The organism is Succinimonas sp. (assembly GCF_045225735.1).
Classification (GTDB): Bacteria; Pseudomonadota; Gammaproteobacteria; order Enterobacterales; family Succinivibrionaceae; genus Succinimonas.
Genome location: NZ_JBGVBR010000111.1, coordinates 23,168 through 35,906, shown reverse-complemented (window position 1 = coordinate 35,906; position 12,739 = coordinate 23,168). Strand labels below are relative to the sequence as shown.

General features: G+C 44.8%; 11 protein-coding genes. 1 reads left to right on the top strand and 10 read right to left on the bottom strand.

Features of this window, described 5'->3' with window-relative positions:
* The 10 genes from ACJROR_RS04025 to aroQ form a co-directional block, all read right to left on the bottom strand.
* On the bottom strand, positions 1–1,636 hold a 1,636-nt coding region (locus ACJROR_RS04025; protein ID WP_406545970.1), incomplete at its 3' end, for a hypothetical protein.
* Positions 1,637–1,863: 227 nt separating this feature from the next.
* Positions 1,864–2,367 carry a prepilin-type N-terminal cleavage/methylation domain-containing protein gene (locus tag ACJROR_RS04020; protein WP_406545969.1) on the bottom strand — a complete coding sequence of 168 codons (504 nt, stop codon included), beginning with the start codon at positions 2,365–2,367 and terminating at the stop codon, positions 1,864–1,866.
* Between the two features lie 390 nt (positions 2,368–2,757).
* Positions 2,758–3,645: a prepilin peptidase gene (locus tag ACJROR_RS04015; protein WP_406545968.1), complete on the bottom strand. Its 888-nt coding sequence runs from the start codon at positions 3,643–3,645 to the stop codon at positions 2,758–2,760.
* Between the two features lie 70 nt (positions 3,646–3,715).
* Positions 3,716–4,933: a type II secretion system F family protein gene (locus ACJROR_RS04010; protein WP_406545967.1), complete on the bottom strand. Its 1,218-nt coding sequence runs from the start codon at positions 4,931–4,933 to the stop codon at positions 3,716–3,718.
* Between the two features lie 21 nt (positions 4,934–4,954).
* Entirely contained in the window at positions 4,955–6,658 is a 1,704-nt protein-coding gene (pilB, locus tag ACJROR_RS04005) for a type IV-A pilus assembly ATPase PilB (RefSeq protein WP_406545966.1), read from the bottom strand.
* 278 nt (positions 6,659–6,936) lie between these two features.
* The gene (locus tag ACJROR_RS04000; RefSeq protein WP_406545965.1) at positions 6,937–7,902 is read right to left on the bottom strand and encodes a tyrosine-type recombinase/integrase; all 966 of its coding nucleotides are present in this window, start codon (positions 7,900–7,902) and stop codon (positions 6,937–6,939) included.
* A 119-nt stretch (positions 7,903–8,021) separates the two neighbouring features.
* Positions 8,022–8,483, bottom strand: a complete 462-nt coding sequence (locus tag ACJROR_RS03995) for a pullulanase (protein WP_406040125.1) — start codon at positions 8,481–8,483, stop codon at positions 8,022–8,024.
* Positions 8,484–8,720: 237 nt separating this feature from the next.
* Entirely contained in the window at positions 8,721–10,070 is a 1,350-nt protein-coding gene (gene accC / locus ACJROR_RS03990; protein WP_406040127.1) for an acetyl-CoA carboxylase biotin carboxylase subunit, read from the bottom strand.
* 17 nt (positions 10,071–10,087) lie between these two features.
* Positions 10,088–10,558, bottom strand: a complete 471-nt coding sequence (gene accB, locus ACJROR_RS03985) for an acetyl-CoA carboxylase biotin carboxyl carrier protein (RefSeq protein WP_406545971.1) — start codon at positions 10,556–10,558, stop codon at positions 10,088–10,090.
* 33 nt (positions 10,559–10,591) lie between these two features.
* Positions 10,592–11,038, bottom strand: a complete 447-nt coding sequence (aroQ, locus tag ACJROR_RS03980) for a type II 3-dehydroquinate dehydratase (protein WP_406545964.1) — start codon at positions 11,036–11,038, stop codon at positions 10,592–10,594.
* A gap of 403 nt (positions 11,039–11,441) precedes the next feature.
* Here aroQ and glyA point away from each other — a divergent pair, with 403 nt between their 5' ends.
* Positions 11,442–12,713 carry a serine hydroxymethyltransferase gene (glyA, locus tag ACJROR_RS03975; protein WP_406545963.1) on the top strand — a complete coding sequence of 424 codons (1,272 nt, stop codon included), beginning with the start codon at positions 11,442–11,444 and terminating at the stop codon, positions 12,711–12,713.
* Positions 12,714–12,739: the final 26 nt, after the last annotated feature.

The window sequence follows — 12,739 nt, the reverse complement described above, 5'->3', positions numbered from 1 at the left end:
ATGATGTTTTATAGTTGTTAGATTTAAAATTGCTTATTAAATCATTCTGTGAATGAAGCATCTTAGAATAAGATTTATTGAAATTTTTTGCTCTGGAAACCGACTTTGAGCTTATTTCAGTTTCAACAGGTAAATCCCAGGCAATATTTATTACCGGGGCTGATTTAATTATTGATAATAATGAAAAGCTTGTTGACGGCATTATTGAATAATAGTTATCAAAAAAAGTATTGTTTTTGGCGAGAGATTCTATGTTTGGCATCTTAGCAGGACCTGTGCCGCAGATGTATGTAAAGTTGCAGCCCCAGGATTCTACAAGCACCAGAATAATATTCTTCTTTTGGTTAAGTCCCTGCTCTGTTTTGTAATCAAAAGTTAAATTATTGCGTTTGCTGTAATTGTCAGAGTATGTGTTATAGAAATTCCCCATTTTTTGAAAACAAAACCCATTTACTTGGAACGGATTCAGATACGTAAAGTTGAATTCTTCAGGATTTGTTGGATAAACGCCCCATACAGTCAGCGAAGCTACAGGAATTGATAAGTAGGAAGCCAGCTTGCGAAGAGAGGCCTTTTCTAGGGTTATAAACATCCCCGAAAAAGCGGTTATAACAAAGGTTATGAAACCTGCGCACATTAGTAAACCGCTATCTGAAATCATGTAGCTATATATAAAATCATCAAAATACTTTGTTTCAGTAGCGTGCCCCGCCATATTAAAATTTAGGCGAACGCTTAGAACATTTAATAAGCAGTTATCTACAAGCAGAACTGTCAAAATTATTAGTGATGATACTGCTATGATTGATTTTATAATACGATTTTTTATGAAAAAGATAGAAATTAATAATAAACATAATAAACAAATGAGAGTGGCGAAATTCTGTAAAAATTTTAGAATGTTTGATTGAGTTGCTGATAAAAATGTATTAGCTTCATCTTTAAAGAAAGTACTACTATTTGGAAATGAATTCTCAAATAATAGGTAATAAGAATTTGTAATTGAGAGCACTAAAACAAGAAAAATAAGAGTGATGACGAATCTTGGCCTATATGATTCTTTGTTAAAGGCTTTTAAAGAGATACTGATGATATAACATATCAGAAAAATTGTGACGAAGCAAAATGCTCTTAATAAAATGTTATATAATAACTGCTCATCATTTATTTGTTTGAGCTCTTCTGCTGTTACCTTTACAGGGTTAAGAACGTTTGTTATATCTATTACGGTGTTTTTATCTTCTGAACCTATAATAATTCCAGCTGAAGCATCATCTTTAAATTTTCCAATGTGTAATTTCGAAGTTGATTTTGCATTTGTTATAAAATCATTCAAAGAAATGGATCTGTTGTTAATTATAATTTCATCAATGTAAGCAAGGTTGTTATCAGTATTGAGTTCTATTTCAATTTTGTGAGAGTTTAGAATAGGGATGGCTATTTCGTAAGATTCAAAATCTATGAATTCTTCCTTTTGATCTTTATCTGTTATTGTATGTTTTTTTAATGTAACTCTTTTGCTGGCATCTTGTTGTATAGTGTTATTCTGATCATATGCTTTTAAAGTAAAATCACCATCTTTTAATAAATAAGTGAAATTGATTAATATAGAGTTATTTGCTCCATTAATTTGCATTAGTACCGATTTTTTTAGTGGTTCAAAAATAGAATGGCTTAACAATAAACTAAAAAAAAGTAAAAGAATAAAATATATGATTTCTTTTGTGTTTAGTGATGTAAGATTCATATGGAGAAAGGTTAATTAGTATGAAAAATTTTAATAAATTGAGGAGCTATTATCCAAAACAAAAAAAGAAACGGCAATTAAGCCGTTTCTCCTATCATTTTGTTACAAACTAACTATTAGCAAAGCTCATGGTCTCTGCAAGTAAAGTCGGTAGAAGCAGTACCCTGTGCAGCGTGAGGAGCATGAGCAACACCATCAGCAGGAACCCAGTCAATCACACCATTATCCTGAGCACCAAACATAGGATATACAGTAAAGGTTGAGCTCTGGAGGCCATGACCAGCAACAGCCGTTGCCTTAATCTTACCATCAGTTACATTTATACTGGCAACATACTTGGTTGCATAATCTGCAGCTGCACCAATCTTCCAACCATTGCCATTCTGACTGTTATCGCATGCGGTGGCGGGAACTAAACCCTGAGCACTAAAAGCGGGGCCGGTATCAAAAATACAAAGTTCAACCTGCTTCTTAACACCATCAACTGCGGAAGTTACTTCAGTGAAACGGGCACGAGCCATGTAGCGGGCATAGGCAGGAAGAGCGATTGCTGCAAGAATACCAATGATGGCGATTACGATCATCAATTCAATGAGGGTAAAACCTTTAGACTTTTTCATTTTGTAAATCCTTTTACTTGATTAACAAATCCTTTGTTAAGGATCGTTAGGGTTCCTCCCTAACGCAATAGTCATTATCCTCCCTTGCTCAGGCAATTGCAACACACCAATGCATCTTATTTGTTGTTTTTTTGATCTGGTTAGCATTTTTGGACAATTATCATTCAATGAGATGCTTAACTCACCCCATGTTGTACTTCAAAAACGCAGGTTTTGAGTTATGACTGCCTTGATGTAGCCTTGATGTGGGTAGTGACAGGCATATCAAAAACAAGTACGTTGTTCGCAATTCATCTTTGTTTATGTCATCTGTCTGGTGTGACATATTCACTTCTCATTATGTCCTGCGGTCATACCACTGAATGCCGGCAAACGCTAACCATTTAAAATTCAATTTCGTAAAAACATGACAAATTGGATGTACCAGTCATTAATCTTTTCCCCATAGAGCATTCCGATAAAACCTGCCATCGCAATATACGGCCCAAACGGTATGGGTTTGCTCTTCCCTTTGTTTTTGATTAGCATAATGCCAACTATGGCACCAACAAGCGCAGAACCTATTATCACTATGCCAAGCATCTTGTATCCCAGCCATGCCCCAAAACATGCCGTCAGCTTGAAATCCCCGTATCCCATCCCTTCTTTTCCAGTGCATAGTTTAAATCCCCAGTAAAAACACCAGAGAATCATGTAGCCTGCTATGGCCCCGATAACAGCACTAGCAAGGTCAGTATAGGTTCCTGCAATATTGAAGAGAAGGCCAATCCAAATAAGAGGGAGAACAATTTCATCTGGGATCAGCATTTTATCGAAATCTATACCTGAAATGGCGATAAGACACCAAGTGAAAAGAATGGCTCCCAATGCTGCTACAGACGGCCCGAAATGAAATGCTGCGATAAATGTCATTACAGCGGTAAATCCTTCCACCAAAGGGTATCTCATGGATATGGGGAGCCCGCACTTATGGCATTTACCTCTCAGAATGATGTAGCTTAACAGGGGGATGTTTTCCCAGGCGGAAATTTTATGGTTGCACTTGGGGCAGTGGGATGCCGGTACCATCAGGTTGAACTTTTCCTGTTTTGGCCGTTCTGCCTCCGGGTGAAAGTATTCCTCGTACTCTTCCTTGAAGTTCCGCTCCATCATGATGGGAAGTCTGTAGATAACCACATTAAGAAAGCTTCCTACCATGAGACCTACGATGGTTGTACAGATGTAGAAGAACCATGGGTATTGCTGCATGGCATAAATGACATTGGTAAAGAAATTCATTTGGTCGATTGCTCTAATTAATCAAAAAGGCTCTGCCAATGACAGAGCCTGACGTTGTTATTTCGGATTCTTACTTAATAACGCTGCCCATGGTGAAGATCGGGAGGTACATAGCGATAACAAGACCACCGATTACCACGCCCAGGAACACCATGATTACCGGTTCAAGCATGGAGGAAAGACCGTCTACCGCATCGTCAACCTCTGCCTGATAAATGCTGGCAATCTTGTTAAGCATGCTGTCCAGGGAACCAGCTTCTTCACCGATCATAACCATCTGGTTCAGCATGGCCGGGAATACCTGAGTTGCCTTCATGGCGGTGTTAAGCTGCATACCCCCCATTACGTCGCTTCTTACATCATCTATAGCTTGGGCATACTTAGCATTACCGGCTGCTCCTTTTGCTGATACTAGAGCGTCTACCAAAGGAATACCGGCTGCGAAGGTGGTTGCCAAAGTTGAGGCAAAACGTGCCAGACAGCCCTTTTCAATAATGTTACCTATGGCAGGAATGCTCAGAGTTGCCAGATCCACATTGTCATGGAACTTCTGACTTCTCTTGTATGCCTGGAAGAATGCAACACCTCCGATAATAAGAACTGGTGCGATAACCATCCACCACGCCTGCAGGAATCTGGAGCAGTTAACCACAAACTGAGTGAATGCCGGGAGTTCTGCGCCAAACCCTTTAAACATGTCCTCGAACTGCGGTACTACATAAACGAGGAGGATGCCGGTAACGATGGTGGCGATGATGACGATAACAGTCGGGTACATCAGTGCCTTTTTGATCTTGGATTTCAGGAGCTCGCCCTTTTCCTTGTAGGTTGCCAGCTGATCAAAGATCTTTTCCATAGCGCCGGAGGCTTCTGCTGCCTGCACGAGGTCGCAATACAGCTTATCGAAGTAGTAGGGGTGCTTTCTCAAAGCCTGATTGAAGGGAGTGCCTGATGAAACATCTTCGCACATCTTTGCCAGCATCTTTCTCATGGCGACTTTGTCATGGCTTTGCGCCAAGAGTTCAATGGACTGCACCAGAGGCACGCCTGCGGAGAGCATGGTAGCAATCTGCCGGGTCAGAGTGGCGATGTCCATCGGCTTAATCTTGGGGCCGTCCCCTAAAAGATTACTCTGTTCCTTAACTTCGGTTACCTGAATGTTCTGCTTGCGAAGATCTGATTTTACAAGCTCCACGCTTCTGGCGCAGACGTAACCCTTGATTACCTTGCCGCGACGGTTCTGGCCGACCCACTTATAGTTAACAAAATCTTTGCTTTTAACTGCCATATTGATTCATTCCTTAGATTTTTAGGCCGAGGTAACACGGAATACTTCCGATAAACTCGTAACTCCCTGTGCAACTTTTTTCAGTCCGGATTTTCTGAGAGGAACCATTCCTTCCTTTTCTGCTTCCTGAGCGATCTGAATGGAATTAGCTCCTTCCATGATAAGCTGCGCCAGATTGTCGGACATTTTGAAGATCTCATAAATGCCCACACGTCCCTTGTAGCCGCCTGAACAGCTGTCGCAGCCCTGAGGGTTCGGTTTGAATATTCTCAAACCATTAGCAATGTCTTCGTGAGTATAACCGATTTTAAGGAGCTCTGACTCCGGTACGCTGTCCGGAATTTTACATTTCTCACATAATCTTCGGGCGAGTCGCTGCGCCATGATTATGGTAACGGTAGCGGCGATGTTAAACCCGGCCACACCCATGTTAATAAGTCGGGTCAGAGTCTCCGGAGCGGAATTGGTATGTAGGGTTGACAATACCAGGTGTCCGGTTTCCGCTGCCTTGATGGCCACTTCCGCCGTTTCCAGGTCTCGAATCTCACCCACCATGATCACATCAGGATCCTGACGGAGGAATGCGCGGAGAGCACTGGCGAAGTTGAGCCCCGCTTTGTTGTTCATCTGAACCTGATTAATGCCCTCCAGGTTAATTTCTACCGGGTCTTCCGCTGTTGAAATGTTGGTTTCCACCGTATTCAGAATACTGAGACCGGTGTAGAGAGAAACGGTTTTACCGGAGCCTGTGGGGCCGGTTACCAGGATAAGACCCTGCGGTTTGGCCAGAGCTTCCAGATACTTCTGCTTCTGTTCATCCTCAAAGCCCAGCTTTTCAATATCAAGTTTGGCGGCTGAGGAGTCCAGAATACGCATTACGATCTTTTCTCCCCACAGAGTCGGCAGGGTGTTTACACGCATGTCCATGCTCTTGGTGGGAGAAACCTTAAGCTTAATTCGTCCGTCCTGAGGGATTCTTCTTTCGGCGATGTCCAGATGGGACATAACCTTGATACGGGCGGCGATCTTTGATGCCAGGGAAACTGGTGCAGTTGCGACCTCGTGCAAAATGCCGTCAATACGGAATCTTACGCGGTATTTCTTTTCATAAGGCTCAAAGTGCAGGTCTGAAGCTCCCTTCTTGATAGAGTCCAGAAGAAGCTTGTTTACAAATTTTACTACCGGAGCCTCGTCGCCTTCCTCTGTCGGGTCATTGGCTACATTGGCATCAGGATCCTCGGTTTCAAGGTCTGCAAGATCGCCTTCCGAAAGACCGACATCGAGCTCGTCCAAGGCGTTAGAAAAGAGTTTTCCGATAGCCTTTTGCAGCTTAAGCTCGTCCACCAGCAGGGTGTCGGTATGCATGGCATAGGTAAAGCCGAAGTCATCCAGAGCCTGTACGTTGGTAGGATCCGACATGGCCAGATACAGAGTTTTGTTCTGCACAAAAACCGGAAGAGCGTGATTCTTGACAATAAGCTTTTCATTAAGATACTTGTCACCGATTTCCGTAACATCTATCTGATCGAGATCCAGATAAGGGTATCCGTACTCGCGTTCCAGAATTTTTCTCAGATCCTCGGAACTTACAATCTTGTTGTTCACCACATAGGTGACGATCGGCATGCCTTCTTTTACTGCATTGTCCTCAATTTCCCGCCCCTTGTCTGACGTTATCAGGTGCGCGTTGACCAGGGAATAGACCAATCCTGAAGATCTTGCCATGAGGAATTCTCCTGTTAAACGTAAACTCAGTGTATCTACACGATTTTATAGTAAAGATTCTTTTAATTTAGTGAAAGCATTCAAACTTTACTTAATTGCAGCCGGGAAACACAGGTAAAACCTATTTTTTTCTCCGGATCTGCGTTACTTTGCGTAGCTGTTCTCCTTCATGATGTCAAAAGCATCTTTTCGCTGACAAAGCTCAGCCTTGAATCATACCTCAGTCTAGCTTTTGTTTAGCAGATGGCTGAGAGCATGGTTGAAAAAGAGACTGCTTATCAGTCTTGTTTTGGCGGGCCTTCATCTCTGATTATCGCCCGGGGGTGGGCATTCTTGTACTTTGCAATAAGACTTTTATGGAGAGTCTGAGTATAGATGTCTGTGGTTTTCATGGACGAATGCCCCAGCATTTCCTGTATTGACTTGAGATCTGCTCCGTTATCCAGAAGGTGGGAAGCAAATGAATGCCGTAACACATGAGCGGAAAGATGCGGAAGATGCTGTTCCTCGGCATGCTTCTGGATAATTTTATAAAGATACATGCGAGTGAAGGGTTTTCCGGTTTTCGGGTTGGTGAATATGTAGTTACTTATCTTCCCGTTTATGGCCCTGGTTTCCTGTATAAATCTGGTAAGAAGCTCCAAAGCATTGTCTGCAAAGGGAATGATTCTGTTTTTGTTTCCTTTCCCGATGATGTTGAGAGTCCGGTCTGTGAAATTGATATTTTTATACTGCAGTGTCAGAAGCTCTGTGGATCTGATGCCGGAAGCATAAAGCATGGTGAGCATGGTTCTTTCCCGGAGGCTTTCATAAGTATCATCTCCCGGTGCATTGATAAGCTTAAAGATGGTTTCTGTGGTTTTGAAGGTGGGGAGCCTTTTTTCCAGTTTCGGGGAAGTGTAGGTCTCCATGGGATTATCTTTGCGAAGATCTTCAAGAAGCTCAAACTTTATCAGGGATCTTATGCATGAAAGAATCAGGGTTACTGTCCTTGATTTCAGATTTTTCTGGCCGTACTTGGTAAATCTGTCATGAGGATCTTTCTGAGGAACGGTGGTCTGCTTGAATCTGATAAAGCTGTGCACATCATCAGCGGTGAATTCCTGAATACCGGTGTTTCTTTTATTCAGAAAAAGCAGGAATTCCTTTACATAGCTGGTATACGTCCTGAGAGTAGCTTCGGAAAGATTCTTTTCGCTGGAGATGTAATCAAGATAGCTGTCCAGGAGTTCTTCTGATGTCATGACGGTAAACCTGATGTGAGTCTTGCGGGTGAGGGCTGCTGGCACCGGTTAATGCCGTGCCCGGTGATGAAAAACCCCTGCAGGGCAGGGGTCTCTTCCTTGTTCACAAGAACTTTTGATTATTCACCGTGCTTCTTAACATAGGTTACAGGAGCTTCGCCGGTAACATCAATGTAGAAGTCATAGATGCCATTCTCAGGAGGGGTGAACTTAACTTCTTCGAAAATAGACTTCGGATTAAGAACTACGGGTTCCCCGCCGTACTCATAGATGCCAGGCTGATCCTTGTAACCGAAGTTGGTGCCTGCAGTCCAGGAGGAGTCAGCAAACTTAAACTTGTACGGAGCCCAGTCAACATTGAGTTCTGCTGAAGCCATGTAAACCTTGTCAGAAACCTTCTGCACCATGTACTGACTGCCAACTGCCCAGTCATTCATTTCGCCGCGGAGATAAATCTGAGTTCCGAAAACATCAGCGCCGCCTTCGCCGCTTCCTGAAGAACCTGAACTACCACCAGATGAACAGCCGGTAAGGCCAATCACGCCTGCCAAAACAGCAGTTAAAAGAGTCTTTTTAAACATTATTTTTCCGAATCCCAAGTTAGATTAAAGGATAGTCTGAGTATATCCTTATGGGCCTGACATAAAAGTGTATGACTTCACAAAATCCGTAAAATGATGCCGCTTTTTCAGAAAATGTACCGCCTCCCGGGCTTTTGAGTCTCAAAAAAACCCCCGGCCTCACGGTTTATCGCCTGATGCCGGGGTAGTTCATTTATGGTTCCGCAAAATGCTTTTCGGGTTGTCCCCGTTTGCTCGCTACTTGTGCTGCTCTAAACGGTGCTCAAGATAGTGAATGTTGAAACCGCCCTTATTGAAGGTTTCGTCCTCCATAAGATCGGTTAACAGCGGAATATTGGTCTTAATGCCATCGATAATGAGTTCATTGAGAGCCTGCTTCATGCGGGCAATGGCGAGAGCGCGGTTGTCATTGCTGGCAATCAGCTTGCCGATCATGGAGTCATAGTACGGAGGCACGGAGTAGCTTTCGTAGATATGAGAATCCCATCTGATTCCCGGGCCGCCCGGAGTATGAAGGCGGGTGATTTTTCCGGGAGACGGAATAAAGGTTGCCGGATCCTCCGCATTGATGCGGCATTCGATGGAATGGCCCTTGATCTTTACATCAGACTGCTTAAAGGTCAGGAAGTTGCCGCCGGCAATCTTGATCTGCTCCTTAACAATGTCGATGCCGGTAATCTGTTCTGTTATCGGGTGCTCCACCTGAACTCTGGTGTTAACCTCAATAAAGAAGAATTTACCGTTTTCGTAAAGGAATTCAAAGGTGCCTGCCCCCCGGTAGCCGGTTTCTATGCAGGCCTTAACGCAGCGTTCACCGATATCCTTGCGCTGTTTTTCGGTAATGCCGGGAGCCGGAGCTTCTTCGATCACCTTCTGGTTCTTTCTCTGCATGGAGCAGTCGCGTTCGCCGAGACATACTGCATGCCCCTGACCGTCGGAAAGCAGCTGGAATTCAATGTGTCTGGGATTTTCCAAAAACTTTTCCATAAACACATTGGGGTTGTTAAAGAAGGAGTCAGCCTCTCTCTTGGTAAGAGCAATGGCGTCAATAAGATCCTCTTCCTTTCTTACCACCCGCATGCCGCGGCCGCCGCCGCCGCCAGCCGACTTGATAATTACCGGATAACCCAGCTTTTTGGCGATCTTCTTGTTTTCATTGTCATCGTCAGAGAGCACGCCGGAACCGGGAACGCAGGGAACACCGGCTGATTCCATGGCTTCAATGGCTGAAACCTTGTCACCCATGAGCCGGATGGTTTCAGGACGCGGGCCGATAAATGTGAAACCAGACTTTTCCACCTTTTCCGCAAAATCGGCGCTTTCAGACAGAAAGCCGTAGCCGGGATGAATGGCATTGGCCCCGGTGACTTCCGCAGCGGCAATCAGCGAAGGGATGTTAAGATAGGATTCTTTTGCCGGAGCCGGGCCGATGCAAACCGCTTCATCTGCCAGCTTAACATGCTTAAGATCTCTGTCGGCAGTGGAGTACACCGCTACAGTCTTGATGCCCATTTCCTTGCAAGCCCGGAGAATGCGGAGCGCTATCTCTCCCCGGTTTGCAATTAAAACCTTTTCAATTTTTGCCATCTTGGATCATCCCCGGTTTATTCAATAACAAAGAGTGGCTGATCAAACTCTACGGCGGCCCCGTTTTCAACAAGAATCTTTTTGATTACGCCGGACTTATCGGCAGCGATCTGGTTCATCATCTTCATGGCTTCAATGATGCAGACGATATCGCCTTCCTTGACGGCCTTTCCTTCTGCGGTGAAGGGCTGAGCTTCAGGGTTGGCGGAACGGTAGAAGGTGCCTACCATGGGAGACTTCATGATATGGCCGGTTTCCTGAGCCGGGGCAGCCTGATGCGGGGCCTCGGGAGCCTGAGCCGGCTGAGCTGCGGCAACAGGGGCGGCAGGAGCGGGAGCCTGAATCTGCACAGGCTGCACCTGTACCGGAATCTGGGTGGCACTGCTTCTGGTAATTTTAATTTCTTCCTCACCTTCTCTGAGAGCAAGCTCTGCAATATCGGACTCGGAAACAATCTTGATTAAACGGGAGATCTTGTTGATGTCAATTTGCATAATGTTCTTCTTTAGTTAAGATTAAAGTTAGTTCAGGATTCTGGCAATTGCTTCGCGAAGAGCGTATTCGTACCCTCTGGTTCCAAAACCGCAGATTACTCCCTGGGCTTTGTCAGATAGATAAGAATGATGACGGAATTCTTCACGGGCATGAACATTTGAGATGTGTATTTCAAAAAAAGGAATGCTTACTGCCAGAAGGGCGTCGCGTATGGCAACAGATGTATGGGTAAAGGCTGCGGGGTTAATAAGAATGAAATCATATTTTCCCATGGCGTCATGAATACGGTTTATTATCTCGTACTCCGCATTGGACTGAAACGTATCCAAGGAGACACCATGCTCATCAGCTATTTTCCGTAATCTTGCTTCTATTTCTGAAAGACTGTCAGAACCGTAAATGCCTGGTTCACGAACACCGAGCATATTCAGATTTGGCCCGTTAAGAACCAGAATATGATGGCTCATGCTCATACTCCCGTAGAGACTTGCAAAGCCGGTGAGATCTGAGAGGATCACGGCCTGCAACAGTGCTTGCGCTTTCGCGTCAGGATGAGGATTTTCCTGCCGGAAGCATCGAGGCGAATGCCCGGATTTTCGGCAGAATTTCGTGAATTACCTAGTGATAATCACGATGAAAGTATTCTATCCTAAAACAAGCACTTTTGTTTGATTTTTAACTGAAAACTGGGGGTTTTGGCCCAAAATGAGGGCAAAATCAGCAAAAACAGGCCTGAAATCGGTGCATTTTCCATTGTTGGTTTTCCGGGAAAATTTTGTGTTTTGTCTATGAATTGTTAACTAAAGCAAGTACAATACACCTGTTTTTTTGTTAATGCCGGCAGGCTGTCTTCGGACACGATAATTGGAGATATAAATGCTTAATCCAGCAAAGAGTATCGCAGAATATGATGAAGAGCTTTGGGATGCCATCTCTGGGGAGAATCTTCGTCAGGAAGAACATATTGAGCTCATAGCTTCTGAGAATTACGTCAGCAAAATTGTCATGGAAGCTCAGGGTTCTCAGCTTACTAACAAGTATGCCGAGGGTTATCCCGGAAAGCGCTACTATGGCGGCTGCGATTATGTTGATAAGGTTGAAGCTCTGGCCATTGAAAGAGCCAAGAAGCTTTTTGGCGCTGACTATGCCAATGTTCAGCCGCACTCCGGTTCTCAGGCTAACTGCGCTGTATATATGGCTTTGGTTAAGCCGGGCGATACCATCATGGGCATGAGTCTCGCTCATGGCGGCCATCTTACTCATGGCGCCAAGGTAAGCTTCTCAGGCAAGAACTATAATTCTGTGCAGTACGGTGTTAATGATCAGGGCGAAATTGATTATGACGATGTGCTGGCCAAGGCAAGGGAATGTCAGCCGAAGCTTCTGGTAGCAGGATTTTCCGCCTACAGCGGCATAGTTGACTGGAAAAAGATGCGGGAAATTGCCGATGCCGTAGGCGCCTACCTCTTTGTTGACATGGCTCATGTGGCCGGTCTGGTTGCGGCTGGTCTTTATCCTTCTCCTCTTCCTTATGCTCACGTGGTTACTACTACCACCCATAAGACTCTCGGCGGTCCCCGAGGCGGCATAATTCTTTCCAGCTGCGGGGATGAGGATATTTACAAGAAGCTTAACTCTGCTATTTTCCCGGCTACTCAGGGCGGCCCTCTGATGCACGTTATTGCTGCCAAGGCCATTGCCTTCAAGGAAGCCATGGAACCCTGGTTCAAGGAATATCAGAAGCAGATTCTGGTAAATGCTCAGGCTATGGCAAATGTATTCATGTCCCGCGGCTACAAGGTTGTTTCCGGCGGCACTCATGATCATCTCTTCCTCCTGGATCTTATTGAGAAGCCATTCTCAGGAAAGGATGCCGAGGAAGCTCTGGGCCGCGCTAACATCACGGTGAACAAGAATTCTGTACCTAATGACCCCAGAAAGCCCTTTGTTACCTCCGGTCTCAGAATCGGTTCTCCGGCTGCTACGAGACGCGGCTTTGGCGAGGCTGAGTTTACCGATCTTGCTAACTGGATGTGCGATGTGCTGGACAGCATCGGTTCTGACAAGAGCGCTGAAACCGAAGCTCAGGTTAAGGCCAAGGTACTGGATCTTTGCAAGAGATTCCCGGTTTATCAGTCTGCCAAGTAATGCCGGTCTGTGAGAACGGAACCTGT